The following is a 13,278-nucleotide window of genomic DNA, read 5'->3' on the forward strand; positions in this document are numbered from 1 at the left end:
CTTTCACTGTTTTCTCATATATGCATATAAGGCAAGTTCATCATTAAATATTTGCTCTTTTCTTTCTTGTTCTTTATAAAACTCTGAAGTTTTTCTTTCCTTCAATATGTCTACAGTCTTTCTTTCTATTTGCTTTTTAAGTAAATCTTCTCTTCTTATATCAAGTTCTTTTATTTTTATATGTAAGTCTTTTTGAGTTTGGACTATCCCCTTATCTAAAGCAAACAAATAATTTCTTTTTATTTTTTGATAAGCTAAAGTTTCACCTTTATTTATTCCACTATACTTTTCATAATTATTTTTAAGAACATTTAATCGCTCTTCTGTGTTTTGCTTTTCTCTTTGTGTCTTAGTGAATAATCTTTTACTTTCATCTTCTTTTTCTATTCTTATTTCAAGGAGTTTTTCTAAACTAAATTTAAATTTTTCTGACATAATCACCTCTCCTTTTAATTTCTAAACATTGAAAGGAGTTGCTCTAAGGAAGTGTTAAAATCGGACTTTTCCTCTATTTTTTGTTTTAAATAGCCCTTTAATCTATCATTATATTGAATTGATAAATCTATCTTTTTATTACTTCCCTTAACATAAGCTCCTAAATTTATTAAATCCTCTGCATCCTTATATGTTGCAAGTAGATCTCTTCCTATTGAAGCCGCTTCTTTATGTGGATCAGTTGCTATGTTCGGCATAAGTCTACTAACACTATTTAATATATCTATTGCTGGATAATGGTTTTTGTGTGCTAATGATCTAGATAAAACTATATGTCCATCTAATATACCTCTTACGGCATCTGCAATTGGCTCATTAAAATCATCTCCATCAACTAAGACTGTATAAAAGGCTGTTATAGAGCCTTTTTCTGATGTTCCTGGCCTTTCCATAAGCTTAGGTAATTTAGCAAATACTGATGGAGTATATCCCTTTTGAGCTGGCGGCTCTCCTATAGCTAGTCCCACTTCCCTTTGTGCCATTGCAAATCTTGTTACAGAATCCATCATCAAGATTACTTTTTTACCTTTATCTCTAAAGTATTCAGCTATAGCTGTAGCTGTTAATGCCCCTTTAATTCTTATTAAAGCTGGCTTATCTGAAGTTGCACATATAACAACCGATTTTTTCATACCTTCAGGACCTAAATCTTTTTCAATAAATTCTAATACTTCTCTACCTCTTTCTCCAATAAGAGATATTACATTTATATCAGCTTCTGCTTCTCTAGCAATCATCCCTAGAGTTGTACTTTTCCCAACACCTGACCCTGCAAAAATACCTATTCTTTGCCCTTCTCCAACAGTTAAAAAACCATCTATTGCTCTTACTCCTGTTGGAAGAACTTCTGTTATTCTTTTTCGTTTTAATGGATCTGGAGGTTGATTTTCCAGAGGATATTCTTCACCTTGAAAAATCCTTTCTCCCTCAAGTGGATTTCCTAAACCATCAAGTATTTTCCCCAATAAATCATCAGAGCACTTCACTTCTAGTGGTTTTCTTTCAGGTACTACTCTACATCCTGGTGATATTCCTATAAGCTCCCCAAGAGGCATTAATAACACGGCATCTTCTCTAAAACCTACAACTTCACATTTAATCGGATTATCATCCTGATTATATATAGTGCATAGTTCTCCTACAAAAGCCTTAACTCCTTGAACTTCAACAGTAAGTCCTATTATCTGCTTAACTGTACCCTCTAAATAATAAGTGTTGGCTTCTTTAACTTTTTTATTTAACAAATCAAAATCTATATTTATCATATCTTCACCTAATCATTACTTAAATAATGCTTCTTCAAGTTTTTCTAAAGCAATATCTAATCCAACTATAGCTCTTCCAGTATCTTTTTCTATAATTGCATTTCCACTTTCCATCAAAGGATCCTCAAGTATAAATATTTCACCTTTTATAGCGTAAGCTTTCTTATAGTAATCTCTTTTTTCTTCAATTGCCTTAATATGATCTTGATTACATCTTATTATTATATTTTCTTCTCCTTTAGCATCTTTTAAAACATCTTCAATTAAAGATGTAATGCCATCAGATTCTTTCAATTCTTTTTTGGCTATTATTCTAGCCATTTCATATGCAAGTTTAATAATATCTTTCTCTTTATTTACTAAATAGTCTTTATATTCAATATTTGCATACTTCAATATTTTTTCTGACTTTTCTATTTTTTCTTTTACCATTGATTCTGTTTCTATCTTTATCTTCTCTGAGCCTTCTTTATATCCATCCTCAAAGCCATTTTCTTTTCCTTGTCTATAACCTTCTTCGTAAGCTTTCTTTTCAATTTCTACAACATTTTTTCTAGTCTGCATAAGAAGTTCTTCCGCTTCAGTCTTAGCTTTTTTTAAAATATTAGCTCCTAAATTCTCATAGCTTTTTCTTATTTCATCCTCAATTGACTTTCTCTCTAACTGACTTTCTTCTTCTAAAACTTCAACCTTAGTTACATAATTAGTTTCTATTTTCTTTTTTGAAGTTTCCATAGCTGCTTTACTTTTTATAAGATTATAAGATAATTGCATCTTCTCCACCTCTTGAAATTATTATTTCTTGGGCTTCATCTAACCTTCTAATTATAGAAACAATTTTTTGCTGTGCTTTTTCTACATCCATAAGTCTTACTGGTCCTAAGAATTCCATATCTTCTTTTAAAGCTGCCGCAGCTCTCTTAGATTGATTTCTATATACAGTATTTGCAACCTCATCTGAACATCCTTTAAGTGCAAGGGCAAGCTCTTTGCCATCAACTTCTCTAAGTATTCTTTGAATTGATACGTCATCAAGAGTAATAATATCTTCAAATACAAACATTGAGCTTTTAATTATATCTGCAAGTTCTGCATCTTCTCTTTCTAAGCTTTCAGTAATATTCTTTTCTGTTGTTCTATCAACTTGATTTAGAATATCAACTAAAGTCTCAACTCCTCCAAGGGCTGTCATTTCACTTCTAACAACATTACTTAATTTACTTTCTAGAACTTTTTCTATTTCTTTTATTACCATTGGTGAAGTATTGCTCATAGTTGCAATTCTATATGCAACTTCACTTTGTATATCCTCAGGTAATTCAGCTAAAACTTGCGCTGCCTTATCTGGTTGAAGGTAGCAAAGAATTAAAGCTATTGTTTGTGGATGCTCATAACTTATAACATTCAAAAGTTGATGAGCATCAGCTTTTCTTGCTATAGAAAATGGTCTATATTGCTGTGTAGCTTCCGTAACTTTCCCCAATATCTCATTTGCCCTTTGAGTTCCTAAAGCTTTTGATAATAGGGTTCTTGCATATTCAATTCCACCTTCTATTATATAATCTCTAGCCTTATTCATTTCTAAAAATTCATCTAATATAGTTTGTCTTTGCTCTGATGTAACTGAAGATATGTTAGCTATTTCATATGTTATTTTTTGTATCTCTGGTTCAGGAAGTTTTTTTAAAATGGCTGATGACGCCTCAGGGCCTAAAGTTATAAATAATATAGCCGCCTTTTGTACTCCATTTAATTTTGATGAATCTCTTGCCATTTTATCACCTCTCATTATCTGCTAGCCAAGATTTTACTATATCTGCAACTTGATCTGGTTTATCTGTTGCATATTTCTTTATCTCATTTTCAATATGCGCCTTTGGATTTATACTTTCAAAGTTAATTGGATCAAACTTTTCAGTATTTTCTCTTGAAACTCTATCATCTATAACAACATCTAACAGACTCTCTTTTTCCTCTTTTTTACTCTTAGATTTTCTTCTAATTAAAATTAAGCTTATTATAACCAAAATAAGTGCTAATACTCCTAAACTTGAGTATAATATTATTTTATTTCTTTTTTCTTTTGCTAATAATTCATTTATTGCATCAAATTCTTTTTGTGCTTCTTCCTTTGTTACTGGATCAAAAGTCATTCCAACTACTGATACATTATCTCCTCTTTCTGTACTTATACCAATGGCATTTGATACAGATTTTTCAATAGCTGCTTGTACATTTGCATCTAAGTTTCCATCTACAAATACAGATGCCGTAAGTCTTTTTACTTCTCCTGGAGCACTAATAGTTTTAGTTTCTGTTTTTCCAACTTCATAATTAGTTTTAACTTCTTCTCTTGAAGATGTTCCTCCAGTTGCTCCATCATCTATTGTATTTTGCATATTATTATCTACAGGAGCTCCACTATTCTCTCCTGAGCCAGTTGTATTATTTTCTTTAATGGTTTCTTGGCTAATTATAACCTTATTAGGGTCTATTATAGTTTCTGTCTTTTGCTTTGAATCAAAATCTAGTTCGACATTAACAGAGCTTTTAACCTTATTTTTTCCAACAACTGGTTCTAAAAGCTCAACAATAGACTTTTGTATATCTTCTTCATATTTTTTTTCTAAACTAAATTGTTTTTCTACAGAATCAGAACTTACTTCTGCATTTTCCGTGTTGTTTAAATCCTTAGTTAGAAGATTCATATCATTATCCATTACTTCGATATTCTCTTTAGGTACATTTTCAGTACTTCCTGAAACAAGTGCAACTATTGATTCTACTTGTTCTCTACTTAATTTATTACCTGGAACTAACTTTATATATACAGCAGCTTTTCCCGGTTCTTTATCTTCTACAAAAACAGAATCCTTTGATGGAGTTATATGTACTCTTACCGTCTCTACTTGTGAAAAGCTTTTTATAGTTTTCTCAAGCTCTCCTTGTTGCATTCTCAACTTCTTTAATTTAAATTCTTCATCCGTCATTCCAAAAGAATTTCCACTATCCATTAACTCATATCCAGTGCTTCCCCCTGAAAGTTCTGGAGCAAGTTCTAGCCTTAATTCATCAACTGATTCTTTGGGAACCATTATGGTTTCCCCTTCAATTTTCATGTCCACTTTTTTTCTTTTAATTTACTTGTTACAAGTTGTGCATCACTTGCTTCTAAGTTAGAAAATAAAACTTTATATTTAGTAGCTGAATTATAAAAAAATAAAGATCCTATAGCAATAATTACCGTTACCAATGTAGCTATTATTGCTATCTTTATTCCTTTACTAAAGGATTTAAACTTCTCCTTCAGCTTACCAAAGCTTTCCTTTAGCTTATCCATTAATAGCACTCCTTACTTATTACAATTGCATTCTTGTTAATTCTTGTACAGCTTCAACAACTTTATTTCTTACTTGTATTGCTAATTGAAGTGACATTTTAGCTTCTTCCATGCCAAGAATCATTTCATGAAGATCAACTTCTCCTCCTGAAACAAACTCACTTGTCATATTATCTGCTTCAACTTGTTTTTCATTTAACTTATCTAAATTATCTTTTAATATATTTTGAAAGCTGCCTTCTATAGAGTTTGTTTTATTACTACTATTGGAATTTATACTATTCTCAAATATTTTTTCAGTTGGAATAAAATTATTAATTATCATATATCATCCTACCTTCCTAGTTCTAGTGTTTTAGTAAACATACTTTTTGAAGCATTCAATGTATCAACATTAGCTTCATAAGCTCTTGAAGCTGCTATCATATCTGCCATTTCATTAAGTAAATTAACATTAGGCATTAAAACATAGCCCTCTTCATCAGCATCTGGATGTGTAGGATCATATACACTCTTAAGTGGTGATTCATCATTTACTATTCCAACAGCCTTAACACCATTAAGCTTCTTGGCTTCATCTAAATTTTCTTGAAATACTGCAATTTTTCTTACATAAGGTTTTCCATCTTCACCTCTTGTAGTTGTTGCATTAGTTATATTCGATGTTATTGTATCCATTCTTAATCTTTCTGCTGAAAGACCACTTGCACTTATTCTCATAGTATTAAAAAGTCCCATGCTTAATTTCCACCTCCTGATATAACACTTTTAGTCATACTTAGTTTGGAATTTGCTTGAGTTATTAAAGCATTATACATTAAAGTATTAGCAGCTTGGTTTACTTTTTCTAAATCCATATCTACATTATTCCCATCACTTCTCATGCTTGTACTATTATCTTCTTTAATACTAATTAAAGAATCATCTGAGCTTCCACTTAAATGTTGGCTTTTAGTTCTCTTTAATGAAAAACTTTCTGTTGCTTTAGTCAAATTTTCTTCAAAAGAAACATATGACTTTTTAAAATTTTTAGTATTAATATTAGCCATATTATTTGCTATAACTTTTTCTCTTAATGCTGATGCATCTAAACCATACTTTATAAATCCCATTGTGCTATCATTATATATATTCATAATACCTCTCCTAAAACTACATTTTTTTCATTTTATTTCTATATAATACCATAAAATAAATTTATTTTTTATAATTATCTGTATATTCAATTAAAATTCTACATACTAGTATTATAGTTTAATATAAATTATTTTTCTATAATAATTTTCGAAAAAACTCCACTCAAAATTTTACATTACTTCTGTATAAATAATTAAATTGCCTATTTTATATATTTTATTACATATTTATACATTATTTTTATCGACATGATATGCATTATTTTATCTATTTATAAAAAATAAAAAAAACAGAGGATTTTTTACAATCCTCTGTCGATAAATTATTTTAAATTTTCAAGAATTCTTAATACATCTTGTGGAAATTTGTTAGTTTGTTGCATTAACGCTATTGAACTTTCATGTAATATAGAAGTTTTTGCATACTCTGCCATTTCAAATGCTATATCAGTATCTCTAATTCGACTTTCTGCACTTTCTAAATTAAGAGAACTTCCGCTTAAGTTTTCTGCTGATGTTTCTAATCTATTTTGAATTGCTCCATATTTGCTTCTTACTGAACTTAAAGTACTTATTGCAGAATTTATAATATTTAAGTTGTTACTTAAGCTTTCTTTATTAGTTACATCCATATCCTTCAATGAATTACCTTGTGAGTCAATAAGCATTTCAGTTGTTACATTAAATATTGGTATATTTACTTCGTCCTTTACATTTGCTCCAACTACATGATTTAAATACTTAGGAAAATCATTATTAGTAACATTTTCTGAATTTAATAATTTTACTCCATTAAAACTAAAATTATTTACAGTATCATCGATATGTTCCTTAAGCTGATTAATTTCTCCTTGAATTATTTCTAAGTCCCCATCATTTTGCACTCCACCAGCTTGAACAGTTAATTCCTTTATTCTAGATAAAGTTTCATTAACAGTTGCTAGTGCTCCATCCGTTGCTTGAATCATAGAAACTCCATCTTGAATGTTTTTTTCAGCCATTTGAAGACTCCTTATTTGCATTCTAAGGCCTTCACTTACCCCTAGCTTATTAGGATTATCCTTAGCAGAATTAATCTTACTTCCCGTACTTATTTTATTTAAAGTTGCCGCCTGCACTGTTAAATTCTTTTTATAATTTCTATATACATTTAAAGATTCCATATTTTGATTTAATCTCATAATATTAACTCCTAAACTTACATCATTTATTAACCATACTTTTCACTTAATTAAATTATCGATAAGAAAATTTAATTCTTAATAGGGAAAATAAACTTAATTTACTTTATTAGCAAAGAAAAATAACTAGTGCTTGTTATAAAGAAGATTGTTATAATTAATAATAAAATTATAGTTAACTTCAAAATCATATAAAAAATTTAAAGAAAGCAGGTAAATAATAAATTATGAATGAAATTATAGGAAAATTAGAACATGTGACAAAAAAGTTTCCACATAAAGAACTAAAAGAAGCAATTAATCGAAAAGAAGAAGTAACCCCTATATTTTTAGATGCTTTAGATAAAATTATTCAAAATTCAGAAGAAGTTGATTTTGATTATATGTTACATATGTATGCTCTATATTTATTAGCTCAATTTAGAGAAAAAAGAGCATTCCCTAAAATTATAGGCTTAATTTCATTAGATTCTGAATATATAGAAGAATTACTTGGTGATACTCTGACAGATGGACTTTCATCAATTATCTATAGTACATACGATGGGCAGATTTCAGTCCTAAAAAATGTTATTGAAAATCAATCAATTAATAAATATGCTCGTTCAGCAGTTTTGGATGTTTATGCGCAATTATATTCTGATAAAACAATTAATAAAGAAGAACTTATAAGCTATTTAAAAAAATTAATTTATGATATTGATTATGATGAATATACAGATTTAGCAACTGATGTGCAGGGAGTTGTTGTTGATAATCATATTTTTGAAATGATTGATGATATACAGTTTTTGTATGATGAAGATCGTATAGATATTTTTATGCTTGGAGAATATGATGATTTTATAGATTTCATTTATCTTTATAAAGACAAAATTAATCCAGTAAGATATATTGATGATACCATTAAAGAAATGGAATGGTGGGCATGTTTTGAACAATCTAATAACTCAAAAGAAAAACTAGACTTTAAGAAATTAGAAAAACAAATAATCAAAGATATAAGCCAAAAATATTCCAAGCCCAAGAAAGAAAAAATAAGTAGAAATGACCCTTGTCCATGTGGCAGCGGAAAGAAATATAAAAATTGCTGTATTAATAAGAGTCCTAGTGAGAAAGAAAATTATATTAATACTGGTGAGAATATAGAAGGATTACTACAGGATTATCCTATTGAAAAAGGAGTAAAAGAAGAAGGTCAAGTATTAATAACTGATATTTTTGATAAAGAATCAGTAAATATAGATAAATTAGTGTACTTAGCTTTACATTATCGTGCTATTCCAATTTGGATTGAAAGAAATATAGATGAAGAAAATAAAAATAAAATAATATATTTAACTAAAGCTAGTGAAGAATTCTTATTTAAGTGTGAAAAAGAAGGTATCACTTCCTTTGAAGAATATGATAAAAAGTATAAGATTCATTATAGAAGCAAAGATTGGTTTAAAGCATTTGAAAACTTAATAAAAGAAAGTAACAATAAAGCAGAGTATAAGAATACTTTAAAAAACATAAAAAAAATTATATCAGATTTTTCATAGGAAAACTTCTTTACAGAGGCAAATTAGTTCCTATTCTTACCCCTATGAGTCTTTAAGGGGGCATACTGTGCCCCTCTTACTACTCTTCATATATTTCTGCTGAAATCTCCATTATTATATTATAATTTAACTTATGATATTATTAAGCTATAAACTTTCAGAAAGTGTTGACTTTTTACTATTAAAAGAGTATCAAGCAGAAAAAGAAATCTTTGGAATAAAAAGAAAACTTGAAGTTATTAGATAAAACTAAGCATTGCTTAGTTTATTTTTTTATAGAAATTTTCCCCAAAATGCTAGGAGATACTTAGATACTGTATCTCTACTAATCTTTTAAACTATAAAAAGCAGATGGCAATATCTTAAGCATGATTCAATATAATGTGTTACCTTATCCTTTTCTATCACTTCATCAAGAATTTTTTAGAAATTTATTCTACCCTGGGTTGTTTTGGAGGACAGGCTTTGCTAGACTCACTTGCTAAAAGCATATGAAATTTCCTTCGCTAATCACCTAGGATGTTATCAAAGGAAAAATTACTGAGCTTAATATTCTACTCTAGATCCTTGTGATTGCTAATGTGTTTTTGCTGATAAATTTAACGTTGTATTTTAATTAAAATTAGCATATAATAATATAAATATTAACTTGGAGGTATAAGTATGCCAAATATAAAACCAATTTCAGATTTACGTAATTATAATGAAATTTTGAAAGATTGCCAAAACGGTGAACCTGTTTTCTTAACTAAAAATGGCAGAGGAAAATATGTACTTTTAGATATAGAAGATTATGAGAAACAACAAACTATTTTGAAGCTATTATTACAATTAAATGAAGCTGAAGAAGCCATTAAAACAGGAGATGAATGGCAAAACTTAGATGATTTAAAACGTAACCTTGGAGTTTGATATGAACGCAAAAATTAGAATAAACCCTATAGCAGCTACCGATTTGCAAGAAATAAAAAATTTTATTTCTGAAGATAATGTAAATTCTGCTACAAAAGTAGTTAGTGGAATTATAAAAAAAATTGAAAGCTTATCTAGCTTTCCTAATATCAGCAAAATGTTACTGTATAAAATAAAACTAAAAAGTAAATACAGATATATTATCTATGATCAATACATCATCTTTTATATTTATGAAGATAATATAGTTTCAGTTCAGCGTATTTTACATGGAAAGAGAGATTATTTGACACTACTTAAGGACTCGGAAAATAATAATTAAAAATCGCTTGAGTATATCCACTTTCCCCAAAATTGCATCCCTAGGTTCCTTACGAGGGAGATAACCGACTGAGCTTGCTATTGAAAAATAAAATATAATCAATTTGCCTATATCTAAAAAGTATAATAAAAAGAGTTAAAAACTCATTTTATTATACTTTTCTTTATTTTTTAATAAATTACAGCCTTAGATAATGACTGAGTTTAAATTCTTAATAAGAAATAGAATTTTTAATCTTACATAACTTTCACTTGGAAATTTATTCTACCCTGGGTCGCTTATTATAGAATATCTAGAGATTTAAAATCAATTTTTAAGTTTTTAAATATATTTACTTTTATTTCATCATTAAATGAATACACTGAAGGTGCTCCATATCCCATTTTTTCTAATGTATATACTAAAATATTTTTTTGCATAGGATTAACAATCCAATATTCCTTAACTTTATATTCTTCGTATAAATTTAATTTTTTAATATAGTCATTTCTGGGATTGAAAGGAGATACAACCTCAACAATCATATCTGGAGAACCAACGCACCCTTTATCAGTTAATTTACTTTTATCACAAATAACAGATATATCAGGATTAACAATATTTTTTGAATTTTTTAATTCTTCATTATCATTTTTAAGAACTACATCAAAAGGAGCAGGGTAAATTTCACATGATCCATTATTAGTTTTTATATAACTTCTTATTTCTGTTAAAACCTCTGTTATTATTTTTTGATGTATTCTACTAGGTGCTGGTGACATTGCAAAAATTCTTCCATCTATGATTTCAATCACTTCATCTTCTATAAATTTTAAATAATCATCATAAGTATAAATTTTATTTTCTACTGCATTAATAGTCATTGAATCACATCCTCTCAACCTTGTTAACTTTTATAAATATTCTTAAATCCCTTAATTCTAGAAATTTATTTATAAATCCATTTCTTTCTTTATATTATATCCTAACTTTGTAACCTTTTAAACTATAAAAAGCAGATGATTTTGGTCATCTACTTTTATAACTCAATTTTTTAAATTACCTTATGTAATTTGTCGCTCTTGATAGAAATCACTTTCTATATATTTTATGTAAAGTTTCACCCTATTATTATATATAAAATAATTTAATATAAAACTAGAATCAATAATCTTTTCTTTCTTATTTTCTGTAATCATATTATAACTAGACCATATATACTCTTCTGGATTGTTAACCATATTAGCTTTAACAGGATTTAAATGTATATATCTACTTGTTTCTAACATCTGTTTATCATTTTTAATTAATTCACTAAAATATCTATCTTGAAATAAATATCCTATATAATTATACTTTTTATTAAAATATCTTGTATATGCTGCACTTATTCTTCCTATTAACTTCCCTAGTGCCTCTATGTCTATTTTAATCATCAAATGAACATGATTATCCATTAAACAATGGCAAATAATCTTCCATTGTCTTTAAAGGATATTCAAAATCTTCTTTATCTCTAAATATATCATTTCGTCTATTTCCTCTTACTGTAACGTGACATATTGATCCTTCATGCCACTCTCTTTTTTCGCGCCATTAACTCCACCCCTTGATAATCTTTTTTATTAATTCTTAACAAGAAGTAGAATTTTTAATCTGACATAACTTTCATTTGGAAATTTATTCCATCCTAGATTCCTTGTGAGTTATGAGGACATGCTTTGCTGGACTCACTTGCTATTTGCATTCTAAGGCCTTCACTTACCCCTAGTTTATTAGGATTATCCTTAGCCGAATTAATCTTACTTCCCGTACTTATTCTATTTAAAGTTCCTGCTTGCACCGTTAAATTCTTTTTATAATTTCTATATACATTTAAAGATTCCATATTTTGATTTAATCTCATAATACTAACTCCTAAACTTACATCATTTATTAACCATACTTTTCACTTAATTAAATTATCGATAAGAAAATTTAATTCTTAATAGGGAAAATAAATTAATATTTTTATGATCATTATAACTTTTGAGATTTTATAATTAAATTTATTCTTTTTAAAGCATTTTCATAATTATTGCACATATTATAATACTCCATTGCCTTTTCTTCATTTCCTAGACACTCTAAAATAACACCAATATTATAATTAGCAAGATAGCTATTAACGCCTTCCATCTTACACGCTTTAATGCTTTTTGCTCTTTTAAACTCTATAATTGCTTCATGAAATAATCCATTATTCATATATATAAGCGCTATTAAAAATATAAAATCTGCTGAATCTTTAAATTCATCATATAAATTCAAGAACTTCATAGAATCCTTATATTCACCTAAACTTATTAAAGAGTATCCATAAGTCTCAATTAAATCCTGAACATATTCAAATTTGGTATCTAAATTAAAATTCAATGATTTTTCAAAATTAATCTTTGCATCAGCAAAATTCCCATTCATATAAAAACTTTTACCTAATTGGTAATATATATACGGGTCATCACCTTTTGTTTTTAAAGATTCCTTAAGTAACTCTATATTTCTATTTATTTTATCTTTTCTTCTTATTTCTTCATTGTCATATCCTATGTGTTTGATAACTATTGGTAGATTATATGTTGTATATGTTTTAGCATCTTTACTTACTATCTGCTCATGTATAGTTCCATAATATTTGTATTTATTTTTACTAAAAAGCCTATTTACATATTCGTTATATATAAATTTATTATTTTCTCTTAAGTATTCATTTTTTCTAACAACACGTCCAACATCTTCTCTATTTTCTATAATTATTTTTTCCAAATTTTCTTCATCTAAATTTAAAATAATTTCATCTGCATCTAAAACTAAAATAAAATCATTACTAGCTTTACTAATAGAAAAATTTCTAGCTTTACTAAAATCATTACACCAGTCAAAATCATATACATTCTTTGTATATTTTTGGGCTATTTCTTTTGTATTATCTGTTGATCCTGTATCCACAATTATAATTTCATAATTATAATCTTTTATACTTTCTAGACATTTCTTTAAAACTCCACTTTCATCTTTTACTATCATACAAATTGATATCATACATACCTCTGTTTTATTTAAAT

The 13,278-nt window shown here is 27.9% G+C and carries 15 protein-coding genes and 1 pseudogene; 3 read left to right on the top strand and 13 right to left on the bottom strand.

What is annotated here, in order from left to right; translation table 11 throughout:
• Window positions 1-3 precede the first annotated feature (3 nt).
• From fliJ to AAT22_RS13500, 9 genes and pseudogenes are all read right to left on the bottom strand, one after another.
• Window positions 4-435, bottom strand: coding sequence for a flagellar export protein FliJ (gene fliJ / locus AAT22_RS13460; RefSeq protein WP_047001606.1), 432 nt, complete (start codon window positions 433-435; stop codon window positions 4-6).
• A gap of 14 nt (window positions 436-449) precedes the next feature.
• Window positions 450-1,760, bottom strand: coding sequence for a flagellar protein export ATPase FliI (fliI, locus tag AAT22_RS13465; protein WP_047001607.1), 1,311 nt, complete (start codon window positions 1,758-1,760; stop codon window positions 450-452).
• Window positions 1,761-1,775: 15 nt separating this feature from the next.
• The gene (locus AAT22_RS13470) at window positions 1,776-2,534 is read right to left on the bottom strand and encodes a FliH/SctL family protein (protein ID WP_047001608.1); all 759 of its coding nucleotides are present in this window, start codon (window positions 2,532-2,534) and stop codon (window positions 1,776-1,778) included.
• Window positions 2,518-3,534 (bottom strand): flagellar motor switch protein FliG, encoded by a 1,017-nt coding sequence (gene fliG / locus AAT22_RS13475; protein ID WP_016206590.1) that lies wholly within the window; start codon window positions 3,532-3,534, stop codon window positions 2,518-2,520. Before fliG ends, AAT22_RS13470 begins: the two co-directional genes overlap by 17 nt.
• Before the next feature lie 4 nt (window positions 3,535-3,538).
• A pseudogene (fliF, locus tag AAT22_RS13480) lies at window positions 3,539-5,100 on the bottom strand (flagellar basal-body MS-ring/collar protein FliF).
• Between the two features lie 19 nt (window positions 5,101-5,119).
• Window positions 5,120-5,425 carry a flagellar hook-basal body complex protein FliE gene (fliE, locus tag AAT22_RS13485; RefSeq protein ID WP_016206592.1) on the bottom strand — a complete coding sequence of 102 codons (306 nt, stop codon included), beginning with the start codon at window positions 5,423-5,425 and terminating at the stop codon, window positions 5,120-5,122.
• An 8-nt stretch (window positions 5,426-5,433) separates the two neighbouring features.
• Window positions 5,434-5,838 carry a flagellar basal body rod protein FlgC gene (gene flgC, locus AAT22_RS13490; RefSeq protein ID WP_047001609.1) on the bottom strand — a complete coding sequence of 135 codons (405 nt, stop codon included), beginning with the start codon at window positions 5,836-5,838 and terminating at the stop codon, window positions 5,434-5,436.
• A 2-nt stretch (window positions 5,839-5,840) separates the two neighbouring features.
• Entirely contained in the window at window positions 5,841-6,236 is a 396-nt protein-coding gene (gene flgB, locus AAT22_RS13495; RefSeq protein WP_047001610.1) for a flagellar basal body rod protein FlgB, read from the bottom strand.
• A gap of 323 nt (window positions 6,237-6,559) precedes the next feature.
• Window positions 6,560-7,417: a flagellin gene (locus AAT22_RS13500; RefSeq protein ID WP_016206595.1), complete on the bottom strand. Its 858-nt coding sequence runs from the start codon at window positions 7,415-7,417 to the stop codon at window positions 6,560-6,562.
• Window positions 7,418-7,644: 227 nt separating this feature from the next.
• Here AAT22_RS13500 and AAT22_RS18605 point away from each other — a divergent pair, with 227 nt between their 5' ends.
• The 3 genes from AAT22_RS18605 to AAT22_RS13515 all read left to right on the top strand — a co-directional run bounded on the left by AAT22_RS18605 (window position 7,645) and on the right by AAT22_RS13515 (window position 10,195).
• Window positions 7,645-8,961, top strand: a complete 1,317-nt coding sequence (locus tag AAT22_RS18605) for a DUF1186 domain-containing protein (protein ID WP_052953966.1) — start codon at window positions 7,645-7,647, stop codon at window positions 8,959-8,961.
• Between the two features lie 663 nt (window positions 8,962-9,624).
• Window positions 9,625-9,873 carry a type II toxin-antitoxin system prevent-host-death family antitoxin gene (locus AAT22_RS13510; RefSeq protein ID WP_016206597.1) on the top strand — a complete coding sequence of 83 codons (249 nt, stop codon included), beginning with the start codon at window positions 9,625-9,627 and terminating at the stop codon, window positions 9,871-9,873.
• Window position 9,874: 1 nt separating this feature from the next.
• Window positions 9,875-10,195: a type II toxin-antitoxin system RelE/ParE family toxin gene (locus tag AAT22_RS13515; RefSeq protein ID WP_047001611.1), complete on the top strand. Its 321-nt coding sequence runs from the start codon at window positions 9,875-9,877 to the stop codon at window positions 10,193-10,195.
• Window positions 10,196-10,476: 281 nt separating this feature from the next.
• Here AAT22_RS13515 and AAT22_RS13520 read toward each other — a convergent pair whose 3' ends face one another.
• The 4 genes from AAT22_RS13520 to AAT22_RS13535 form a co-directional block, all read right to left on the bottom strand.
• Window positions 10,477-11,058 (bottom strand): Uma2 family endonuclease, encoded by a 582-nt coding sequence (locus AAT22_RS13520; RefSeq protein WP_047001612.1) that lies wholly within the window; start codon window positions 11,056-11,058, stop codon window positions 10,477-10,479.
• Window positions 11,059-11,238: 180 nt separating this feature from the next.
• Entirely contained in the window at window positions 11,239-11,631 is a 393-nt protein-coding gene (locus tag AAT22_RS13525) for a transposase (protein ID WP_242849828.1), read from the bottom strand.
• Window positions 11,632-11,864: 233 nt separating this feature from the next.
• Window positions 11,865-12,080: a hypothetical protein gene (locus AAT22_RS13530; protein ID WP_047001613.1), complete on the bottom strand. Its 216-nt coding sequence runs from the start codon at window positions 12,078-12,080 to the stop codon at window positions 11,865-11,867.
• A 113-nt stretch (window positions 12,081-12,193) separates the two neighbouring features.
• Window positions 12,194-13,255: a glycosyltransferase family 2 protein gene (locus AAT22_RS13535; RefSeq protein WP_047001614.1), complete on the bottom strand. Its 1,062-nt coding sequence runs from the start codon at window positions 13,253-13,255 to the stop codon at window positions 12,194-12,196.
• Window positions 13,256-13,278: the final 23 nt, after the last annotated feature.

It is taken from the genome of Clostridium sp. C8 (assembly GCF_001010885.1).
GTDB lineage: Bacteria > Bacillota > Clostridia > Clostridiales > Clostridiaceae > Clostridium > Clostridium sartagoforme.

Excerpts from the sequence above, each read along its gene's own strand:
- AAT22_RS13535 (WP_047001614.1), bottom strand. The coding sequence starts at position 13,255 with ATGATATCAATTTGTATGATAGTAAAAGATGAAAGTGGAGTTTTAAAG.
- AAT22_RS18605 (WP_052953966.1), top strand. The coding sequence starts at position 7,645 with ATGAATGAAATTATAGGAAAATTAGAACATGTGACAAAAAAGTTTCCA.
- AAT22_RS13510 (WP_016206597.1), top strand. The coding sequence starts at position 9,625 with ATGCCAAATATAAAACCAATTTCAGATTTACGTAATTATAATGAAATT.
- AAT22_RS13500 (WP_016206595.1), bottom strand. The coding sequence starts at position 7,417 with ATGAGATTAAATCAAAATATGGAATCTTTAAATGTATATAGAAATTAT.
- AAT22_RS13530 (WP_047001613.1), bottom strand. The coding sequence starts at position 12,080 with ATGAGATTAAATCAAAATATGGAATCTTTAAATGTATATAGAAATTAT.
- AAT22_RS13470 (WP_047001608.1), bottom strand. The coding sequence starts at position 2,534 with ATGCAATTATCTTATAATCTTATAAAAAGTAAAGCAGCTATGGAAACT.
- fliE (WP_016206592.1), bottom strand. The coding sequence starts at position 5,425 with ATGATAATTAATAATTTTATTCCAACTGAAAAAATATTTGAGAATAGT.
- fliI (WP_047001607.1), bottom strand. The coding sequence starts at position 1,760 with ATGATAAATATAGATTTTGATTTGTTAAATAAAAAAGTTAAAGAAGCC.
- AAT22_RS13515 (WP_047001611.1), top strand. The coding sequence starts at position 9,875 with ATGAACGCAAAAATTAGAATAAACCCTATAGCAGCTACCGATTTGCAA.
- flgC (WP_047001609.1), bottom strand. The coding sequence starts at position 5,838 with ATGGGACTTTTTAATACTATGAGAATAAGTGCAAGTGGTCTTTCAGCA.
- flgB (WP_047001610.1), bottom strand. The coding sequence starts at position 6,236 with ATGAATATATATAATGATAGCACAATGGGATTTATAAAGTATGGTTTA.
- fliG (WP_016206590.1), bottom strand. The coding sequence starts at position 3,534 with ATGGCAAGAGATTCATCAAAATTAAATGGAGTACAAAAGGCGGCTATA.
- AAT22_RS13520 (WP_047001612.1), bottom strand. The coding sequence starts at position 11,058 with ATGACTATTAATGCAGTAGAAAATAAAATTTATACTTATGATGATTAT.
- fliJ (WP_047001606.1), bottom strand. The coding sequence starts at position 435 with ATGTCAGAAAAATTTAAATTTAGTTTAGAAAAACTCCTTGAAATAAGA.
- AAT22_RS13525 (WP_242849828.1), bottom strand. The coding sequence starts at position 11,631 with ATGGATAATCATGTTCATTTGATGATTAAAATAGACATAGAGGCACTA.